The sequence below is a fragment of the Streptomyces sp. NBC_00414 genome (assembly GCF_036038375.1).
Lineage (GTDB): Bacteria > Actinomycetota > Actinomycetes > Streptomycetales > Streptomycetaceae > Streptomyces.
Genome location: NZ_CP107935.1, coordinates 6,458,011 through 6,477,937 on the forward strand (window position 1 = coordinate 6,458,011; position 19,927 = coordinate 6,477,937).

At 72.8% G+C, this 19,927-nt stretch carries 16 protein-coding genes and 1 tRNA gene; 6 read left to right on the forward strand and 11 right to left on the reverse strand.

Features of this window, described 5'->3' with window-relative positions:
* Positions 1-65: 65 nt before the first annotated feature.
* The gene (locus OHS59_RS28120) at positions 66-566 is read left to right on the forward strand and encodes a DUF3830 family protein (protein ID WP_328496140.1); all 501 of its coding nucleotides are present in this window, start codon (positions 66-68) and stop codon (positions 564-566) included.
* Between the two features lie 319 nt (positions 567-885).
* On the opposite strand, the gene OHS59_RS28125 is transcribed toward OHS59_RS28120, so the two are convergent.
* Together OHS59_RS28125 and OHS59_RS28130 are read right to left on the reverse strand one after the other, a co-directional pair.
* Positions 886-2,286, reverse strand: a complete 1,401-nt coding sequence (locus OHS59_RS28125; RefSeq protein ID WP_328496141.1) for an amidase — start codon at positions 2,284-2,286, stop codon at positions 886-888.
* Positions 2,287-2,326: 40 nt separating this feature from the next.
* Positions 2,327-3,313, reverse strand: coding sequence for a D-2-hydroxyacid dehydrogenase (locus OHS59_RS28130; RefSeq protein ID WP_328496142.1), 987 nt, complete (start codon positions 3,311-3,313; stop codon positions 2,327-2,329).
* Between the two features lie 271 nt (positions 3,314-3,584).
* Between OHS59_RS28130 and OHS59_RS28135 the strand changes: the two genes are divergently transcribed.
* The 3 genes from OHS59_RS28135 (at position 3,585) to OHS59_RS28145 (ending at position 6,543) form a co-directional block, all read left to right on the forward strand.
* Entirely contained in the window at positions 3,585-4,373 is a 789-nt protein-coding gene (locus OHS59_RS28135) for a maleate cis-trans isomerase family protein (RefSeq protein WP_328499393.1), read from the forward strand.
* Positions 4,370-5,101, forward strand: a complete 732-nt coding sequence (locus OHS59_RS28140; RefSeq protein WP_328496143.1) for a maleate cis-trans isomerase family protein — start codon at positions 4,370-4,372, stop codon at positions 5,099-5,101. The genes OHS59_RS28135 and OHS59_RS28140 overlap by 4 nt, the downstream gene beginning before the upstream one ends.
* A gap of 311 nt (positions 5,102-5,412) precedes the next feature.
* A complete protein-coding gene (locus tag OHS59_RS28145) occupies positions 5,413-6,543 on the forward strand; it encodes an LLM class flavin-dependent oxidoreductase (protein ID WP_328496144.1) in 1,131 nt (376 codons plus the stop codon).
* On the opposite strand, the gene OHS59_RS28150 is transcribed toward OHS59_RS28145, so the two are convergent.
* Complete coding sequence (locus tag OHS59_RS28150) at positions 6,534-8,462, reverse strand: putative bifunctional diguanylate cyclase/phosphodiesterase (RefSeq protein ID WP_443061511.1); 1,929 nt, start codon at positions 8,460-8,462, stop codon at positions 6,534-6,536. The genes OHS59_RS28145 and OHS59_RS28150 overlap by 10 nt on opposite strands.
* A gap of 551 nt (positions 8,463-9,013) precedes the next feature.
* Between OHS59_RS28150 and OHS59_RS28155 the strand changes: the two genes are divergently transcribed.
* The gene (locus OHS59_RS28155; RefSeq protein ID WP_443061512.1) at positions 9,014-10,420 is read left to right on the forward strand and encodes a M6 family metalloprotease domain-containing protein; all 1,407 of its coding nucleotides are present in this window, start codon (positions 9,014-9,016) and stop codon (positions 10,418-10,420) included.
* Between the two features lie 75 nt (positions 10,421-10,495).
* Here OHS59_RS28155 and OHS59_RS28160 read toward each other — a convergent pair.
* The 7 genes from OHS59_RS28160 to OHS59_RS28190 all read right to left on the reverse strand — a co-directional run bounded on the left by OHS59_RS28160 (position 10,496) and on the right by OHS59_RS28190 (position 17,459).
* Positions 10,496-10,569, reverse strand: a tRNA-Lys gene (locus OHS59_RS28160).
* Positions 10,560-11,306: a bifunctional DNA primase/polymerase gene (locus OHS59_RS28165; RefSeq protein ID WP_328496146.1), complete on the reverse strand. Its 747-nt coding sequence runs from the start codon at positions 11,304-11,306 to the stop codon at positions 10,560-10,562. Before OHS59_RS28165 ends, OHS59_RS28160 begins: the two co-directional genes overlap by 10 nt.
* 422 nt (positions 11,307-11,728) lie before the next feature.
* Positions 11,729-12,094, reverse strand: a complete 366-nt coding sequence (locus OHS59_RS28170) for a hypothetical protein (RefSeq protein ID WP_328496147.1) — start codon at positions 12,092-12,094, stop codon at positions 11,729-11,731.
* A 170-nt stretch (positions 12,095-12,264) separates the two neighbouring features.
* On the reverse strand, positions 12,265-13,599 hold the full coding sequence (locus OHS59_RS28175) for an AAA family ATPase (RefSeq protein ID WP_328496148.1): 1,335 nt from the start codon (positions 13,597-13,599) through the stop codon (positions 12,265-12,267).
* Positions 13,596-15,227, reverse strand: coding sequence for a hypothetical protein (locus OHS59_RS28180; RefSeq protein ID WP_328496149.1), 1,632 nt, complete (start codon positions 15,225-15,227; stop codon positions 13,596-13,598). The genes OHS59_RS28175 and OHS59_RS28180 overlap by 4 nt, the downstream gene beginning before the upstream one ends.
* On the reverse strand, positions 15,224-16,462 hold the full coding sequence (locus OHS59_RS28185) for a hypothetical protein (RefSeq protein ID WP_328499395.1): 1,239 nt from the start codon (positions 16,460-16,462) through the stop codon (positions 15,224-15,226). The genes OHS59_RS28180 and OHS59_RS28185 overlap by 4 nt, the downstream gene beginning before the upstream one ends.
* A gap of 1 nt (position 16,463) precedes the next feature.
* The gene (locus tag OHS59_RS28190) at positions 16,464-17,459 is read right to left on the reverse strand and encodes a phosphatase PAP2 family protein (protein ID WP_328496150.1); all 996 of its coding nucleotides are present in this window, start codon (positions 17,457-17,459) and stop codon (positions 16,464-16,466) included.
* A 240-nt stretch (positions 17,460-17,699) separates the two neighbouring features.
* On the opposite strand from OHS59_RS28190, the gene OHS59_RS28195 reads away from it, so the two are divergent.
* Complete coding sequence (locus tag OHS59_RS28195; protein ID WP_328496151.1) at positions 17,700-18,296, forward strand: histidine phosphatase family protein; 597 nt, start codon at positions 17,700-17,702, stop codon at positions 18,294-18,296.
* Between the two features lie 45 nt (positions 18,297-18,341).
* On the opposite strand, the gene OHS59_RS28200 is transcribed toward OHS59_RS28195, so the two are convergent.
* The gene (locus OHS59_RS28200) at positions 18,342-19,883 is read right to left on the reverse strand and encodes a hypothetical protein (protein ID WP_328496152.1); all 1,542 of its coding nucleotides are present in this window, start codon (positions 19,881-19,883) and stop codon (positions 18,342-18,344) included.
* Between the last annotated feature and the right edge of the window lie 44 nt (positions 19,884-19,927).

Consider the following 19,927-nt stretch of genomic DNA (forward strand, 5'->3'; position numbering starts at 1 on the left):
TTCGGATTAATTTGCGCCCCGATTCGCACGGGGGCGGTATTGACCCCGGGTGGACCATGGAACCCATGGCTGACCGCTACATCGACGTGTCCCTGTCCAAGCGCGGAGTCCACTGCACCGCGAAGCTCCTCGACGACCGCGCACCGATCACCTGCGAGGCCGTGTGGAACGCGTTGCCGCTCGGCGGTGACGTGTACCACGCCAAGTACGCCCGCAACGAGATCTATGCCCTGCTCCCGGCCTTCGCGCCGGCCGAACCGCCCCTGGAGAACCCGACCGTCACGCCCATCCCGGGCGACCTCTGCTACTTCTCGTTCTCCGGTACGCAGCTGGGGTCCCGGTCGTACGGGTACGGGGGTGCCTCCGGCGTCGAGGCGGGCACACCGGTGATCGACCTGGCCCTCTTCTACGAGCGCAACAACCTGCTGCTCAACGGGGATGTGGGGTGGGTGCCGGGCATCGTGTGGGGGCAGGTGGTGGACGGGCTCGACGCGATGGCGGAGGCGTGCAACGACCTCTGGCGGGCGGGGGCGCTGGGGGAGTCGCTGAACTTCCAGCGAGCGTAGGCCGCGGCCCCGGGCCGGCAGGGGTGTTCCCTGCGGCCCAGTGGGGGCGGGGGCTGTGGATCGCTGCGGCCCGGTGAGTGCCGGCCGCGCAGTTCCCCGCGCCCCTGAGGCACCTGCGGCGCCACAGGTCCCCCCCCCGGGACCCGCCCCCGCAGTCGCCCCCCGGAAGGGGCGCGGGGAACCGCGCGGCCGGCTCCCACTGGCTTGATGCGTGCATCGGCGACCAGTTGCTTTCAGGGGCGCGGGGAACTGCGCAACACGCCCCCACCGGCCCGCAGCCCCCGCACCCCCTCGGCCAGAGGGCCCGCACCCCCCTCGGCTAGAGGGAAGGCGGCGCCACCCCGCCCACGCCCGCCGCATACAGCGCGTGCGCCGTCCGCAGGACCAGCGCGTCCTGATGGCGCGCCCCGACGATCTGCAGCCCCACCGGCAGCCCGGACTCGTCCACCCCGACCGGGACGGTCGCCGCAGGCTGCTGCGTCATGTTGAAGGGGTACGTGAAAGGCGTCCAACCGGTCCAGCGCCGATGCCCCGACCCACCCGGCACCTCCACCCCCGCCTCGAACGCGGTGATCGGCATCGTCGGCGTCACCAGCACGTCGTACGTGTCGTGGAAGCGCCCCATCCGCCGCCCCAGCTCCATCCGGACGTCCACCGCCGCGAGATAGTCCAGCGCGCTGAACCGCTCACCCAGCCCGACGATCTCCCGCAGCCCCGGATCGAGCAGCTCCCGCTGCTGAGGGCCGAGCCGCTGCGTCACCCGCGCCGCCCCGCTGAACCACAGCACATGGAACGCCTCGACGGGATCCGTGAAGTCGGGGTCGGCCTCCTCGACGTACGCGCCGAGGGACGCGAGCCCCTCCACCCCGCGCCGCACGGCCGCCGCGACCTCGGGCCGTACCGCCACCTGCCCACCCAGGGAGGGCGAATAGGCCACCCGCAGCCCCCGTACGCCACCGTCCAGGGCCTCCGCGTACGAGCCGGGCGGCGGCCCGAGCCCCGACCAGTCCCGGGTGTCCGGACCGCTGATGACGTCCATCATCAGCGCCGCGTCCGCGGCGTCCCGCGTCATCGGACCCACATGCGCGAGCGTCCCGAAGGCGCTCGCCGGATACAGCGGCACTCTCCCGTACGTCGGCTTCAGCGCGAAGATGCCGCAGAAGGAGCCGGGGATACGGACGCTGCCGCCCCCGTCCGTGCCCAGCGACAGCGGACCCGCGCCCAGCGCCACGGCCGCCGCGCTCCCGCCGCTCGACCCGCCAGCGGTGCGGGAGGGGTCGTACGGATTGCCTGTCACTCCCGACACCGGGGAGTCGGTGACGCCCTTCCAGCCGAACTCGGGTGTCGTCGTCCGCCCCAGGAAGACCGCCCCGTGCTCGCGCAGCCGCGCCACCGACGGCGCGTCCTCGTCCCAGGCACCGGACTCGGACACGGTCCGCGAGCCTCGTAGGGTCGGCCCGCCCTTCATCAGCAGGATGTCCTTCACCGAGACCGGCACGCCGTCCACCGGACCGGCCGGCTCACCCCGCCGCCACCGCTCGGCGGACTCCCGGGCCTGCGCGAGCGCGGCCTCCTCGTCGAGCCGTACGAACGCGTTCACCGCGGGCTGGATCTCCTCGGCCCGGCGCAGCGCGGCCCGCACCGCGTCCACGGGGCTGAATTCGCCCTTGCGGTACCCCTCGACGAGTCGTACAGCGGTCAGTTCGGTGAGCTCGGTCATCCGGTCATCCGCCCCTCCACGTGTGTCATGGCACCGTGTGTCAGTGGCCAGGTACGTATCCGCGCCGCTTGTCGACGACGTTCGGCAGGGGTTCACCCGCCTCCCAGAGCTCGTACAACTCCACGAACTGCGTACCCAGTTCGTCCCGCCAGCCCACCGTGTCGCCGCTCATGTGCGGTGACACGATCAGGCCGGGGACCTCCCACAACGGGCTGTCGGGGCCCAGCGGTTCGTGCTCGAAGACATCGAGCGCCGCCCCCGCGATCCACCGGTCCCGCAGGGCCCGGGCGAGCGCGTCCTCCACGACGAGCTGTCCGCGGCCGACGTTCACGAAGCGCGCCGACGGCTGCATCAGCCCCAGCCGCCGCGCGTCGAACATCCCGGACGTCTCCTCGGTGAGCGGCGCCGCGGACACCACCCAGTCGGCGCGGGCCATCAGCCGGTCCAGCTCCTCGGGACCGTGCACGCCGTCGCGCGCGGTGCGCCCCACGAGCGCGGTCGTGATGCCGAGCGCCCCCAGAGTCCGCTCGATGGCCCGTCCGATCGGCCCGGAACCGACCACACACGCACGTGTACCTGCGACGCGCTGCGATTCACGGTGCCGCCACTCGCGCGCCCCCTGGAGCTCCAGAGTCCGCGGCAGATCCTTGGCCATGGCCAGGACGAGCGCGGCCACGTACTCGGCGATCGGCTGGTCGAAGACACCGCGCGCGTTCGTCACCAGCGTGTCGGACTCGGCGAGTTCGGGGCACATCAGGTGGTCCACACCCGCGCTCGCCGTGTGCACCCAGCGGGGCCGGCGCCCCTCGCCCGGCCAGGCCCGGCGCAGCGCGCGCGAGGCGAAGTCCCAGATCAGCAGCGCGTCCGCGGTGGGCAGCAGCGCGGCCAGCGACGACTCGTCCGCGTACTCGACACGCACCCGCCCGGTGAGCCGGCCGAGCCGGGGAGGCGGATCGGAGCCGAGCACCAGCAGCGTCGGCTTTTCGGCCATGTTCGGCGACGGAGGAGCGGTCAGGGGAGTGGTCATCGGGGGGAAACCGTTTCGCAACGAGGGTCCGCTTCTCTGAGTCTGAAGCACTGCTGCGGGACATTGGGCAAGTCGTCTGAGATGGGCGGATTGACCACGCTCGCACCCGAACCTACCTTCGTCAACACGGGCTTGTTTCCCGGGGGTTCCGGGTGTCCCGTCTGTTCCTGTCCCGACGTCCCGGCATGCGCCGGCTTCTGTCCCCCCGGCTGCCAGGCGGGCCCTCGCGGCTGATCTCCACCACTTGCTCGATCCGAGTTTGGGGCTGCTCATGGACGTCTCCTTCCTTGGTGGACCACACCCTCAAAGAGGTGTCGGCATCGTCGCTCCCTTCGACTTCGCCCTCGACCGCGAACTGTGGCGATGGGTGCCCGACGAGGTGTCGCTGCACCTCACGCGTACACCGTTCGTGCCCGTCGAGGTCAGCCTCGACCTGGCGCGCCTGGTCAGCGAACACGAGACGCTCGGTGACGCGGTGCGCGCGCTGAACGCCGTCCAGCCCGAGATCGTCGCCTACGCCTGCACGTCCGGCAGCTTCGTCGGCGGGATCGCCGGCGAGCGCGCCATGTGCGAGGCCATGACCCGGGCCGGCGAGGTGCCGTCCGTGACCACGTCCGGCGCCCTCCTGGAAGCACTGGAGGAGCTGAACGTGCGCCGGATCGCCCTGGTCACGCCCTACACCGTCTCCGTCACCCAGTCCCTTGAGGAGTACGTCGCCGAGGCGGGCATCACCGTCACCGGCCGCGCCTACATGGGCCTGACCAGGCACATCTGGAAGGTCCCGTACCGCGATGTCGTCGACATGGCCCGCGGCGCGGTGCGCGGGGACGCCGACGCGCTCTTCATCAGCTGCACCAACCTTCCGACGTACGACGTCATCCCGCAGCTGGAGGCCGAGCTGCGCATCCCGGTGATCTCGGCCAACCAGGTCACGATGTGGGCAGCGCTGCGTCACCTGGGTACCCGGGCGATAGGGCCCTACCAGGCGCTGACCGACGAGTCGGCGCGGCGGCGGCCCGTACCGCCCGCACTACCGGAAGAACAGGAAGGTTGGGCATGACGGCTCTCGGATTCCTCTACCCGGGTCACTCGGCCGAGGACGACTACCCGCGCATCGAGCAGCTCCTCGGCAGCGACATCCGCCTCCAGGTCGTCCACACGGACATCGGCGAGGACGCCCACCGCGTGGACGCCCTTCTGGAGATGGGCTCGGCCGCCCGCCTCGGGGCCGGTGTCGAGGAGCTGCGGCTGTCCGGCGCCGAGGCGGTGGTCTGGGCCTGCACCAGCGGCAGCTTCGTGTACGGCTGGCAGGGCGCCCACGACCAGGTCCGCACCCTGGCCGTGGCGGCAGGGCTGCCGGCCTCCTCCACGTCCTTCGCGTTCGCCCACGCGGTGGGTGAGCTGGGGGTGAAGCGGGTCGCCATCGGCGCGACGTATCCCGACGACGTGGCGGCGCTCTTCTCCACGTTCCTGACCGACGCCGGTTTCGAGGTGGTCTCCGTGCGGGGTTCCGGGATCGTCACCGCCGCCGAGGTCGGGACCTGGGGGGAGGCGGAGGTGCTCGCTCTGGCGCGGGCGGCCGATCATCCCGAGGCGGAGGTGGTGCTGCTGCCGGACACCGCGCTGCACACGGCTTCCTGCCTTCCCGCTCTGGAGGCGGAGCTGGGCAAGCCGGTGCTGACCGCCAACCAGGTCACGGTCTGGGAGGCCCTGCGCCTCGCCGACCGCCGGGTGAACGCCCCGGAACTGGGCGCGCTCTTCACGAGGGAGCCGCTGGTCCAGGCATAAGGGTTTTTCCTCGCCCCCGCCGCCCCTACCCTTCCCGTCACTGCATGGGGGCTGCGCCCCCTCGCCCCCGTATCGCGCTGCGCGCTCGTCCTCAAACGCCGGACGGGCTGAAGAATCCGCGGCCGAGCCGCGATCTCTCAGCCCGTCCGGCGACGCTTTCAGCCCGTCCGGCGTTTGAGGACCGGGGGTTCGGGGGCGGAGCCCCCGAGTCAGTGACGGGAAGGGTAGGGGCGGCGGGGGCGAGGAATAAGCGGAGCCGACCTCCTGTTAGGGATTCGCGGAGAACGCGAGCAGCAAACAGGAGGCAACCCGTGGCGGCACCGGACCAGACGTCCACCGAGACCGGCGACACCGGCGACATCCGAGGCGAGGCACAGGGCACCGCCCCCGTCCCCCTCTCCGTCCTGGACCTGGTCACAGTAGGCGCAGGCCACACCGCGACCGAGGCCCTGCGCACCGGCGTGGAGCTGTCCCGCCTCGCGGAGTCCCGGGGCTTCCACCGCTACTGGGTGGCCGAGCACCACTCCATGCCGGGCGTGGCCTCCTCCTCACCGGCAGTGATCCTCGCCCACCTGGCCGCCCACACGACCCGCATCCGCCTGGGATCCGGCGGCGTGATGCTGCCGAACCACGCCCCGCTGGTCATCGCGGAGCAGTTCGGCACGCTCGAAGCCCTGGCCCCGGGCCGCGTGGACCTCGGCCTCGGCCGGGCCCCGGGCACGGACGGCGCCACGGCCGCGGCCCTGCGCCGCTCGGACCGGCTGAACGAGGGCGCCGACGACTTCCCCCAGCAGCTCGCGGAACTGACCCGCTTCCTGGACGACGACTTCCCGGACGGCCACCCGTACGCCCGTATCCACGCGGTCCCGGGCCCGGTGCAGGCGACCTCGCCCGGCGGCGTCCAGTCCCCGCACCGGCCGCCGGTCTGGCTGCTGGGCTCGTCCGGCTTCAGTGCCCGCCTCGCCGGCACCCTCGGCCTGCCCTTCGCCTTCGCGCACCACTTCTCGGCGCAGAACACCGTCCCGGCGCTGGACCTCTACCGGGAGTCCTTCCGGCCGTCGGACGTGCTCGACGAGCCGTACGCACTCATCGGTGTCTCCGCCCTCGCGACGGACGACGAGAAGGAGGCGCGCCGGCAGATCATGGCCGCCGCGCTGAACATGGTCCGCCTGCGCACCGGCCGCCCCGGCCTGGTCCCCACCCCGGAGGAGGCGGAGGCGTACGCGTTCAGCCCGATGGAGCGGGAGTTCGTCGACTCCTGGAACGCGAACGTCGTCCACGGCACCGCCGACGAGGTCCGCTCCGGTCTCGACGATCTGCAGAAGCGCACCGGCGCCGACGAGCTGATGCTCACCGCCAACGCCCACAGCAGTGCCGTACGCCTGCGCTCGTACGAACTGATCGCGGACGCATACGGGCTGCCCCGGGCGTCTCAGGCCTGAGACGCCCGGGGCAGGGCCGCCGTGGTCAGAAGTGCGGAGATGCGGTCCGGCGCCACCGGCCGGGAGTACAGCCAGCCCTGGCCGGTGTCGCAGCCGATGCGCCGCAGGCGGGTCGCCTGGCCCGCCGTCTCCACGCACTCGGCGGTGACGGTCAGACCGAGCCGGTGCGCGAGCTGGATCATCGCCTCGACGACGACCTCGTCGGCGGGGTTGGGCGGCGCGCCGGCGCCGTTCCCGCCCTCGTGGTCCCCGCTCTCGTACTGGAAGCCGCGCACGAACGACCCGTCGAGCTTCAGTACCGAGACCGGCAGCCGGCTCAGGTAGGCGAGGTTCGAGTAACCGGTGCCGAAGTCGTCGATGGCGATGCCCACGCCCATGTCGCTGAGCGCCTGCAGGGCCTGCAGCGGCCGGCCCGCGGAGCCCATCACGGCGGACTCGGTGAGCTCCAGCTGGAGCAGGTGCGGGGCGAGCCCGGTCTCCGCGAGGATCGCCGCCACGTCGGACACCAGGTCGGAGTCCCAGACCTGCCGCACCGCGACGTTCACGCTGACGAAGATCGGCTCGGCGTCCGGGTGGTCGAGCTGCCAGCGGCGGGCCTGCCGGCAGGCGGTGGCCAGCACCCAGCGGCCCAGCTGCACGATCGAGCCGTCCTCCTCGGCCAGTCCGATGAACCGATTCGGCGTCAGTGTGCCGAACTGAGGATGGTTCCATCGCACCAGCGCCTCGACGCCGCGCACGACGCCGTCCTCCATGCACACCAGCGGCTGGTACTCCAGGGCGAACTCCCCGCGTTCGACGGCGGGACGCAGCGTGGAGGAGAGCGCCTGGCGGGTCATGCGGTGGGCGTTGCGCTCCGGGTCGAAGAGCGTCCAGCGGGCCTTCCCGTCGGCCTTCGCCCAGTACAGCGTCGTGTCGGCGGCCTGCATCAGCCCGGTCGCGGTGGTGCCGGCCGCGTGCCGTTCGACGACGCCGATCGAGGCCGACACCGACAGCCGCTGCCCGGAGAGGTCGAAGGGCACCTGCAGTGACTTCAGTACGGAATCGGCCAGGTCCGCGAGCTGTTCCGTACCCGTCGAGTCCTCGACCAGCAGGGCGAACTCGTCGCCGCCGAGCCGGGCGACCAGCGGGGTGGCCGTTCTCGCGTAGCCGGCCTCGTTCGCGCAGCGGGTCAGCCGCTCGGCGACGGCCGCCAGCAGCCGGTCGCCGACGCGGTGGCCGAGCGTGTCGTTGACCGCCTTGAATCCGTCCAGGTCCAGGTAGCACAGCCCGATCCGGCCGGTGCCGGACTCCTCGTACGCCTCGGCCTCCAGGGCGGCCGAGAGCCGCTCGAAGAACAGGGTGCGGTTGGGCAGCCGGGTCACCGGGTCGTGCATCTGCAGATGCCGCAGCCGGGCCTGCAGTTCCCGGCGGGCGCTGATGTCGGAGACCGAGATCAGCACGGCCCGCTCCTCCTCGGGCAGCGGACTGACCGTCACCTGCGCCCAGAGCGAGTGGCCGTCGGGATGCTTGAGGCGCCGGGTGCAGCGCAGCCGGGCCTGCCGGCCGCGGAGCACCTCGCGGTACGCGTGCCAGGTACGGGCGTCCGAGGCGAGGTCCACCAGGTCGGCGGCGATCCGGCCGGTGAGCCCGGCCCCGTCGGAGCCCGTGCCGAGCAGGGCGGCCAGCGTGTCGTTGGCCGTGACGACCCGGCCCTCGCGGTCCACGACGGCCATCGCGAGGGGGGCGGCGGCGAAAGTGGCTCGAAACGTACGGGCGTCGACGCCCGTACCGGTCCCGGACACGCCCTCGGGGTGCGCGGGGAGCCCGTTCGGGGCGGCGGCCGACAGTCTCGCCGGAAGTCCGGCGGCCAGACCGACCGGGAACTCCGACGAGAGACCGACCGGAAGTCCGGCCGAGAGGCCGGCCGGGGTGTCGATCAAGGGGTCCACCAGGGGGTCTACCAGGGGCTCGACCCGTCGAGCCCGGTCCTCATGAATAGGGGTCCCGGCACGAGGAGAGGTCGCGACATGACTCTCTGTGACGGCTGACCGAACGAGGTCTGCCGTGGGCGCCGGTCCATCGGACGTTCCGCTCACCGTTCGCTCCCGCTGTGCACTCGTTCGTCGTACAGGTCTCGTCGAGGGTCGGCCGGTGGTGAACGGCCGCTCCAGCCGTGTCCGCGCAGGAAAGTGTGCCGATCATAGAGGCTGGCCGTTGGGCCTTCCAGCTACCGTCCAGTGTCCCGGAAGGGCACCCCTTTCTGACAGATCGTTTCTGCCCGCACCTGGACAGGTTCCTTCATCGGCCGATCACTTGTGACGTTCCGTGAGTGCTCGGGGTGTCGGCGTGTCCTGGCGCCCCCCTGGTGCTCCCCGATGTTCTCGGTCGGGTGTCGGCCCTCTCACTCCTTTGGATCAGATAAACAGGGCGTAGGTTATCAAACCGGCACAGGCTGGCTGCGGTATCCCGAATTCCGCATCCGGAGGTCGACGTGCCGCGTCTGCTCCCCCTCAAGGGGCTCACCCGTGGCGGGGGCCGGCCCCGTTGGTACGGGCACGGTTCGCGTGGGCAGGGGTGGCGTGGTCCCGCGGCCGTGTTCACCTCCATGACGGCCCTCGCCGCCACCTCGCTGGCGGCCCCCTCGGCCGCCGTACCGCTCTCGATGTCGTGCGCCCTGAAACGGACCGAGGCCCACCACTCCGAGGGCGTGGACACCTGGAACGCCGCCTATCCGCGGCCCGCCCGCCGCCTGGACGCGGTGATGGTCTTCCTCTCCTTCCCGGACGCCACGCCGCTGACCAGGCCCGACGAGCTGACGGCCGACTACTTCCCGGCCACCAGCCGCTTCTTCGAACAGGCCTCGTACGGGAAGTTCCGGCTGCGTCCGCACCCGCTCCGCGAGTGGATCCGGATGCCGCGTGCCTCGACCGCGTACGCCATACAGCGCGACTGGAACGCGGCGGCGCGCTCCGCGTATCTGCGGGACGCCCTCGCGGCGGCGGACAGTCAGGTCGACTTCTCCCGCTACGACGTCGTCTACTTCGTCGCCGATCCCGACGCTCCCGGGGTCGACTCGGACGCCACGAAGGTGGTGAACATGGACGTGCCGCTGCGGGCCGACGGCACGGACATCCGCCGGATCGTCACGGTGTTCGAGAAACATCCGCCGGACCGGCTGGTCCTGGCCCACGAGACCGGTCACGTCTTCGATCTGCCGGACCTCTACCACCGGCCCGTCGACGGCAAGGGCGACTGGGACACGTACGTCGGCGACTGGGACCTCATGGGCAGCCAGTTCGGCCTCGCTCCCGACCTCTTCGGCTGGCACAAATGGAAACTCGGGTGGCTGGAACCGCGTCAGGTGGCGTGTGTACGGGGCGCGGGCGGGCGGGGTACGCGGCTGACGCTGGAGCCGTTGGCGGCGGGACCGCCCGGGGTGGCCGCGGCGGCCGGTGCGACGGACGGGCTCGCCGCGGACGGGCGTGCTGCGGGTGGGATCGCGGCGGGTGCGGAGGCCGCCGGTGTGCCGGGGGCCGGACCGGGCTGGGCGGGGTTCGGGACGGCGGGCGGGACGAAGCTGGCGGTGGTGCGGACGGCGCGGGACAGCGTCATCGCCTTCGAGGTGCGGGGGCCGGCCGGCAACGACGAGGCGGCCTGTTCGCAGGGCGTGCTCGTCTACCGGGTGCGCGGCGGGGCGGAATCCGGCCGCGGGCCGATCGAGGTCGTCGACGCGCACCCGGGGTCCGAGACCTGCTGGGACGACTCGGTCTACGCGCCGCTCGCGGACGCGCCGGTCGGTCTCGGGGAGAGCTTCACCGTGCCCGGCGAGGACGTCCGGGTCGAGGTGGAGGACCGGAGGGCGTCGGGGGCGTGGACGGTGACGATCACGCAGGGGTGACAGGGGTGACAGGGAGCAGACCGACCGGGGAACGCGAGAAGCCCCTCGCTCTCGCGAGGGGCTTCTCACCGTCTGTGCGCCGCCAGGGACTCGAACCCCGGACCCGCTGATTAAGAGTCAGCTGCTCTAACCAACTGAGCTAGCGGCGCCTGCCGACGTCGTAGACCTTAGCACCCTGATCGGCGGGAGGAAAAATCGATATCGGCGCCGTGGGGGAGGGCTCCGAGAGCCGTCGCCGGGCCGCTGACCGGGCCGCTCGGACCGCCGCCCAGAGCATGATCTCCGGGCCGGGCAGCCAGGGAGCGCGGGTGTCGGGGGCGACCAGCCACCGGGAGTCGAGGCGGCCGGCGGCGGTCGGCGCCGCCGGGACGACGGAGGCCGGGGCGGGGACGGTCACCGCGTCGCCGGTGCCGTGACACAGGAGCGGCGGGATGGCCCGGCCGCGGTCCGAGGCGCCGCCGGACCCCCACTCCTCCCACTCCAGGAGCGAGGGCAGGCGCTGCGCCGTGCCCGGGGCGGCGAACAGCAGGATCCGGCCCCGGTGGGCGGCCACGGGACCCGAGCCCGGGCCCTCGTCCCACAGCCGGTCCAGCATGTGGCGACCGAATATGGCGGGGGCGTTGACGACGTCGAAGACCGAGCCGCAGCCCAGGACCACCGGGGCGGTGGGACGGTCGTCCCAGAGGACGCGGGTACTGCGCGGATACGTTCCTGCCGAGGCGAGCCAGGCCGCGCCTTCCGGGGTGACCCCGGTGACTTCGGTGACCTCGGCGTCGACGTGTGGGGCGTCGAGTGCGTCGAACAGGTTGGGGAGTGCCTCGACGGTGCCGGTGCCCGTGTTCGGGCCGTGGGGGGCGGTACTTACCAGGTTCCGATCGCTGCTCATACCAACCAGTTCTACCCGGGGTGAACAATCAGTTCCGCAGAGTTGCCGGAACCTGGGACAGGAAAGGACGAGGTGGAGTATCTTGCCCGCCTGGCATATGCCAGCAACGATTTCACCCGCCCACTGTCCCCCCAGCGGCGCGGGGTGCCCGCCCGGCGTCTTCCAAGGGCAGGCCCCGCCCGACCGCCGTCTTCCAAGGGCAGGCCCCGCCCGACCGCCGTCTTTCAGGGGCAGGCTTCGCGCGCCCGCCGTCTTCCAGCGCAGGCCCCGCACGCCTGCCGCCTAACAGGGGCAGCCCTCGCGTGGCCGCCGTCTTTCAGGGGCGCGGGGAACTGCGCGACCAGCCCCCACCGGCCCGCAGACGCACTCCGGCCCGCAGGCGAACCCCGGCCCGCAGGGCGAAGCCTGATCCGCCGACCCCGTCAGATCGGGTCGGCGTACCCCTCCGCATCGGCCCCCCGCAACAACTCCCGCCCGAACTCCACCATCTTCTTCGCATAGTCCTCGGTCCACTCAGCCCGCGCGGCGACCTCCGCAGGGGTGAGCCGGTCGAACCGACGCGGATCGGCGAGCTGCGCCGCGGCCATCGCCTGGAACTCGACGGCCCGGTCGGTCGCCGCCCGGAACGCGAGCGCCAGCTCCGTGGAGCGCGCCAGCAGCGCCCGTGGGTCGTCGATCGACTCCAGGTCGAAGAAATGCTCCGGATCGGTGGCCGCCTCGGCGGGCTCGAAGAGCAGCGGCGCGGGGCGAAGCCGCGGCTCGTTCCGACGCGGCGTGGGCTCCGCCATGACTTCTCCTCCTCGACAGCGGTCGACCCGTCCTTGTGGGCGGGCCACCGTCCATTGTCCCTTGACCGCGCAAGAGGGCCCGGGACACCTGCCGACAGGCCCCGATGCGCCGTCCGCACCCTTCCGCGCCCCACGCACTCTTCCGCGCCCCCGCACCCTTGCGCGCCCCCTCACGTCTCCCAGGCCACCCGGTGCTCCGACAGGTGCGAGAACACCGCGTGGTTCGCCTCCCAGCCGTCCGGGAACTTCACCGTGACGCCCAGCTGCACCGGCTCCGTGGAGGGATGGTCGTCGAGGAGGTCGGTGACGCCTGCTCGGCACACGACGATGCACGCGTGCCGGTGGCGCGAGGCCAGCACGCACAGGCGGCCCGTCTCCAGGTGGAAGGCCGTCGCGTCGGGTCGGCCCGACAGGGGGTGCAGGACGACGGTCACGTCGAACTCGCGGCCCTGCAGCCGGTTCGCCGTGTCGACGGTCACCTCCGGCACCCCCAGCTCGGCGAGCGCCGCGCGGACGGCCGCCGCCTGGTCGCGATGGGCCGTGCCGACGGCGATCCGGTCGGCCGTCAGCGGGGCCGCGTCGGGGGACCGCTCCGAGGTCGCCGCGCCGCCCCGGTCCAGCAGCCGGCGTACGACCAGGGCGAGGGCCCCGATCGCCTCCGGGTCCGTGCGCGGGGTGTGCCGGGCCGGGAGTTCCAGCAGGCCCCAGCCCGATTCAGCAGCCTCGTCGATGACGCGGTCGGGGCTCGATCCGTCCGACGGCACGGCGAAGGTGAGCCGGCGGTCGCCGTGGCCCGTGCCGCTGCGGAACGGGGTGAAGGGGTAGAACGCGGCCGAGACCAGCGGCGCCGCGGAGGCGGGCAGCCGCCAGGAGACCGGCAGCCGGTGCTGCGGCAGCTCCGGGTTGTGGGCGAGGAGCGTCGTCACCGCCGAGGCCGACGGGTCGTACGACAGGCCCGCCCACTGCTCCGAGCCGACGATCGCGAACGGGTCCAACTGGCCCGGGTCGCCCACGAACAGCGCCCGCTCGAAGAGCCCGGCCACGGCGAGCAGCGCGTCCGAACGCATCTGGTACGCCTCGTCGACGATCGCGTGCCGCCACGGCTCGACACCCTTGACGTGCGCCCACTTCGCGGCCGTCGAGATGACCACGTCGAGCCCGGCGAGATCACCCGCCTTCGCGGACTTGCGGACGCTCGGCAGCTCGTCGAGCGCCTTGTCGTACGGGTCTGAGTCGCTGCTGTGCAGGCGGCCGACGGGCAGGTCGGGGTTCTTCTCGGCGAGCCGCACCACCAGGTCGTCCACCTGGGCGTTCGTCTGGGCGATGACCATCAGCGGGCGCCCGGCCTCGGCCAGTTCGAGCGCGGCCCGTACGACGAGCGTGGACTTGCCGGCGCCGGGCGGCGAGTCGACCACGACCCCGCGGTGCGTCCCGTGCAGGGTGTCGCGCAGGATCGCGTCGGTGGCGCGGGTCGCCTCGGCCCCCGGGTCGAACACGGTGCTCACAGAACGTCCTCTTCGGTGACGGCGTCGGGCCGCGGCGCGGCGTCGGTCTCTCCGGGCGGCCCGCCGTGCGTCCACGGGGTGTCCTCCGGGTCGGGCAGTTTCGCGCCGCCCCGCTGCTCGTGCTCGAAGAGCGTGAAACAGAGCGGATCGCCCTTCTCCGGTACGGATCCGGGCTCGGGCTCCTTGCCGCGGCCCATCTTGTCGAGGATGCGCAGCACGACGAGGGTTCCGCCACCGTCGCCGTCGCCGGGAACACCGGCCGAGCCGTCCGTCTCGTACCCCACGAACTCCGCCGACTGCGGCTTGCCGCCGAGCGAGCGGTAGACCTTCGCTCGCTCGCCGAGATGCGGCCGGTCGTCCGTGCGCACGGTCACCAGAGGGCGCGGGGCGGCCCGCTTCCCCTCGCTGTACGCCATCACGACATCGGTGACCTCACCCGAGAAGGCCTCGCCCGCGAGCCGGCGCCCGGCCATGACCAGCGGGTCGTCGAGGGCCTCCTGCGCTTCGAGGCGGGCCTGTTCGCGCTCACGCGTGGCGAGCTTGTTCGCCGCCGTGACCGCGTCGTCGCGGCGCGGCTGCGGGGGTTCGCCGGCCAGGACCCGGTCGCGGTGGCCGGTGAACGACCAGCGGTCGCGGGTCCACCGGTCGGCCGCGCGCGGGCCCTCGGGCAGGGCCCGCAGCAGGTCGAGGCCGTGCCACACCGCATCCCAGGTGGGGCGGGTACGGCTCGCCACCAGCTCGCGGATGTGCCGCTCGGCCGCGGTGAGGTCGCCGAGCCGGTCGTCCGCCTCGACACCGTCCTCGGCGGCAGCGAGTGCCGTACGCGCGCGGTCGTAGCGCTCGATGGCGGGCGCGAGCAGCTTGTTGTCGAAGGCCGGGTCCGTGGCGGGCCCGGCGGGCGGGCAGACGAGCTGCCCCTGGCCGTCCCTCAGCAGCTCGGCCCGCAGCGCCGCCTCGGCGCCGGACACGCCCTCCGGGGGGTCGATCCAGGCGAGCAGCGCCCCCAGGTGCTGGTCCTCCAGGGTGGACTGGCCGGTGGCCCAGTGCCGGGACAGGACGTCCGTGAGGGCCGTCAGCAGCGATGAACCCGGTACCCGCGCCCGCTCCCCGTAGTGCGTGAGCCACCGCCCGAGCAACGGCACGCGCGGCGGCGCCGGATGCGGGGTCTCCGGGTCCTGCTCGGCGGTGCGCCGGAACCGCATGGAACGCCCGAGCAGCCGTACGAGGTCGATGCCGGCCCGGCCCGGGACGATCAACTGCGGTGCGTCCGCGCACAGTTCGACCTCGACCTTGACCCGCTTGCCGGTCTCCGGGTCGGTCTCGTTGCGCTCGGCGGCCTCGACGTCGTCCGCGTAGCCGTCGATGTACGGCAGGACGATGTCCGCCAGTTCGGCGAGGAACGCGAAGCGGAGGTCGCGGTCGCGGGGCTGCGGCACGACGAGGAGGCGCGGTGCGTCGCGGTCCGTGCCGACGAGCGCGCCCAGGGGGGCGCCGGCCTCTCCGGCGGTGGTGAGCGGTACGAGGACCAGGGGGTGGTCGGTGAGGTGGCGGTGGCGGACGGTGGTGAGGGGCTGGGCCCTGCCGGTGTCCACGGCCTCCAGCCTTGCGAGGGTGGTGATCAGGGTCACTTCGACCCCGATCGCCCGGGTTGCGGCACGGGGCGCTCCGCGGTCTGCGGTGTGTCGTCCGCGGCGCCGTCTCGGCTGGTCGTGCCGTTCCCCTCGCCCCTGGAGGGCGGCGGGACCTGGGGTTGTTCGTCGGGTGCTGCGCCGTCTCGGCTGGTCGTGCCGGTCCCCGCGCCCCTTGTGGGGCCGAGTGCCGCTGCTCTGAGGGCTGCTGCTCTGCGGAGGGCCTCGACCGTCGGGTCGGTCGGGTCGCCGGTGTGGCCGTGGGCTGCGGACAGGACGTCGGTGACCGTGGTCAGGGCGCCCAGTTCCGCCCGCAGGGAGCGGCCCAGTGAGGTCACCGCGCCCTGCGCGCGGGAGCGGCCCCGGCAGTGGAAGGCCAGCTCGCAGGCGGCGAGGCACTCGGGGGCGTAGGTCGCCGGGACCGACTCCACAGCGGCCGTCAGCTCGGCGGCGGGCAGGTCGGGGGAGAAACAGGTGCCTTCGGGAAGCGCGTCGGCGATGTCCTCGACACGTGTGAGGCGCTCCAGCTGGCGCCGGGTCACCGAGCACTGCTTGCGGACGTCCACGGCCGACGCGGTGGGCAGGTTGGAGAAGTCCTTCGGGCAGACCAGCAGCACCGTGTGATGGACGTCGGGCGCGGGATCGAGCCGGGCCGCGACCTCCTCCAGCGCCAGTACGTACACCGCGGACTGGCGGGCCGCCGCGCCCACCTTGGCAGCGTCCGCCGAACCGTCCAGCATCGGGAAGGACTTGATCTCGACGACCGTCCAGCCGCCGTCGGGGTGCACGACGACCGCGTCCGGCTCCAGGAAGGCGGGGGAGCCCGCCACCTCCAGCGCGAGCAACGGGTGGTCGAGCAGCGTCCAGCCGCCCACCGCGGTGGCCTCGCGCAGCGCCAGTGCCGTACGGGCCGTGCGCCCCTCGGGGCCGACCGCGGAGAGGTCGGGAACGGCGCCGCCCGCGGGCGGCTCGGCAGCCGCGTCCAGCTTCTCGTGCACGAGCCGCAGCAGCTCCGCGCCCCCGTCGGCCTTGACCCGCGCCTCGAAGGCGTTGCCCCGCATGAACGCGAACTGCGACTGGCCGAAGGCCGACGGCGAGCCGAGCGCGCTCGCCAGCACCGCCTTGTTCACGCCCGCGCCGTCGAGGATCGCGCGCCTGCGGCATCCCGGGTTCGCCGCGAGCGCCGCGAGGGCGCGCGCGTCCAGCGGCTGCGGCGGGACGGCCGCGCCGCGCAGCTCAGCGAGCCGGTGCCGGAGTCTCGTCCCCCGCGTCGGCGGGACTGACTGCCGGTTCGGCTCCCGGCTCGGCGGTACCCGGGGTGGCTGGGACCTTGCGCTGTCGGGGAAGTCGCTCACCCGGGGCAGTCTGGCACCCTGCACTGACAATTGAGGAACCTGTGTCGTGCGAGGCGGCCGGGGCGACGACCGGGGGACTCCCGAGGGCCGGTGCGAAGGGCCGGATCCCGTACCGCGCCCGGACCTTGTCCGCGAGCCGCAGCACCGGCCGCGTGAGCAGGAACCCGGCGCCCATGACGACGAAGCCCGCGACCGCGTCGAGGAAGTAGTGGTTGGCGGTGCCCATCACCACGATGGTGGTGATCAGCGGATACAGGACCGCGGCGACCTTGGTGAGCCGGGTGCCGCCGTACATCCACAGCATCACGCCGCACCACAGGGCCCAGCCGCAGTGCAGGCTCGGCATCGCCGCGTACTGGTTCGTCATGCCGCCGAGTCCGCGCGGCGCGCTCGCCTCGCCGCCCCACCAGCCGTAGTCGCTGTACTGGGCCATCGTGTCGACGAATCCGTGGCTCGCCGACAGCAGCCGCGGCGGGCAGGTCGGCAGCAGGGTGAAACCGATCAGGCCCATGAACGTGGACGTCATGAGCCAGGTCCGGGCGGCCCGGTAGCGCACCGCACGGGACCGGAACAGCCAGACCAGGACGGCGGGCGTGACCATGTAGTGCAGCGACGCGTACCAGAAGTCCGCCGGGATGCCGAGCCAGGGCTCACGGGTGAACAGGCGGTTCAGCGGGTGCTCGGCGTTCAGGAAGAAGAACTTCTCCACCCGCAGGATCGCCAGGCCGTGGTCGACCGCATGGGTCACATCCCCGCGCGCGAGCAGCCGTCCCGCTGAGTACGCCCCGTACACCAGCAGGATCAGGGGCAGCTCGGTCCACCAACGGAGGCGGGTTCGTGGTGCCGCCTCGCTGACTGGTGCATCGGTCCGCAGCATCCGATTCCTCCCCCTCCTGCTCCCCCGCCCGCAGTGCCGCGGACCAATGTACGGTCTGTGCGCTTCCCCTGTGGGAGCGCCCCCGGTGCTCGAAGACGCTGAGATCGCCCCTCAGGTTGCCTCTCGCGCACGTGCGCGATGATGGAGTGATCCATTGAGTGACCATTCAGTGCTTCATCCAGTGATCCATCTTTCGTTCTTCTGCGGTTCACCGCTCGAGTTTCCCGGAAAGGCCCTTTCATGGCACCGCGCATCCTGCTGGCCCGGCACGGACAGACCGAATGGTCGCTGTCCGGAAAGCACACCGGCAGGACCGACATCCCTCTCCTGGACGAGGGCAGACGCGGCGCCGAGCTGCTGGGCGAGCGCCTGCGCCGCGCACCGCTGGGCGGGCTCCCCGGGGTGGAGATCCGCACCAGTCCGCTGGCACGCGCGCGTGAGACGTGTGACATCGCCGGCTTCGGCGACCGGGCGGCCCCCTGGGACGCGCTCATGGAGTGGGACTACGGCGCGTACGAGGGCATGACCCCCGAGGAGATCCGGGCCGACCGCCCCGACTGGCTGATCTGGCGGGACGGAGTGCCCCGGGGCGAGACCCTCGCCGAGGTCTCCGCGCGCGCGGACGAGGTCGTCGAGTGGGTCCGTTCCGAGGAGCGTGACGTGCTGGTCTTCGCCCACGGCCACATCCTGCGTTCGATCGGTGCCCGCTGGCTCGGCCTGGACATCGACTTCGCGGCCCGCGTCCGCCTCAACCCCACGTCCCTCTCGGTCCTGGGCTGGGCCTACGGGGAGCCCGCGATCGAGACCTGGAACGACTGCGGCCACCTGACCTCGTAGCCAGGGCGGATCCGGAATGAGCGCCCCGTGCGCTTCCGGCAGGTTCTAGGCCGGCCGCGGCAGCGCGGCGTGCCGTTCCAGGAAGTCCGACACCCCTGAGGCGCGGCGGTGCGGCAGCAGGACCCTGGCCGTCCCCGCCAGCATCGTCTGCACCCGGGACGACTGGACCTCGTCCAGCAGGTCCAGGACGCGCAGCCCGGCCGAGGCGGCCTCGTCGGGGTGACCGGCGCGGGCCAGGTCGTCGGCGAGTTCGGCCGTGTAGAGCGCGAGGTTGCGGGCGAAGTGCGGGTCCTGGAGGAGCCGGGTCGCCCGGCGTGCCTGGTGGGCCGCGCGCTGCCAGTCGCCGAGCGTCGACCAGCACTGCGCCTCCAGGCCGGCCAGTTCGGCGTCTCCGTAGAAGCTCATCCACTCCGGATCGGCGTCACAGGGACCCCGCCCGTAGAGGGCCTGCGCCCGTGCCAGTGCCTGTTCGCAGCCCGTGCGGTCGGCCAGCCCCGCCCAGCCGCCCGCCTCGCGCAGCGCGAGCAGCGACAGGAGCCTGGCCGAGCCCAGAGGGCGCGCCGCGTACTGCGCCGCCTGGGCCGCCCGTACCGCCTCGCGTGGCCGTCCCGCGTCCCGGGCGAGGAAGGACGTGTTGCAGAAGGCGTGCGCCTCCAGGGCCGGGTCTCTGGCCACCCGGGCCGTCGCGAGCGCCTCCGCGTAGTGCGAGCGGGCGTCGTCGAACCGCCCCGAGTCGTGCGCCAGCCAGCCGACCGAGATGGCCAGTTCACCGGCGCCCGTGTGCAGCCGCTCCGTGGTCGCCTGCCGCGCCGCACCGGCGTCCAGCAGGGCGTACGCGGCCCGCAGCGGAGCCGCCGCCCTCCGGTACAGCCCGTCGGCGCCGTGCCGGTCGTCCAGCAGCCGGATCTTGCGGACGGCCTCTTCCAGCGCCCCCGCCTCGGCTTCGCCGGCGCGGCGCACGGAACGCGGCGCGGCCTCGGCCGTGCCGCCGAACGCGAGCCCCCAGGGGCCCAGCGAGGCGGCCGCCACCGTGGCGGTACCGCCGCTCATGAATGCGCGACGTTGCACGTCGCTCTCCTCGTGGTTCTGATCGTCGATCTCATGCGGGTCGTACGGGTCGTACGGGGTGTGTGGGTCGTACGGGTTCTGCGGGTGGTGCGGGTGGTGCGGGTGGTCGGGGTCGTGCGTGCCGTGTGTCGTCAGATACGGCTCGCACGCCCCGTCCGTCTCATGCGGGGCGGACGGCGGGCTCGTGGTGTGTGGAGCGGGCGCCCCACCGGCGGTGCGCGCCCCCCGTCCGCGCACCGCCGAACGGGGCACGAACCCCAGGTCGGTCAGTGTCCGACCGGGGAACATGTGCAGGAACACACGCTCGTACGCGTAGTTGGGACAGCGGATCTCGCCCGCCTCGACCCGCCCGATGTAGCGCGCGTCGCAGCTGACCCGTTCGTCGATCTCCCGGGCCGCCCGCCGCACCGCGGCGGCGAACTCGCCGGGCGAGCGCTGTCCGCGCAGCCGCCGGAAGGCGAGATTCGGCCGTGGCGGCCGAGGTGACTGGGACGACGAGGTCATCGGTGACGACGCCATGGCCGGGCCCTCTCTCGCGAACCGTCGAACCACGCCGGAAACGG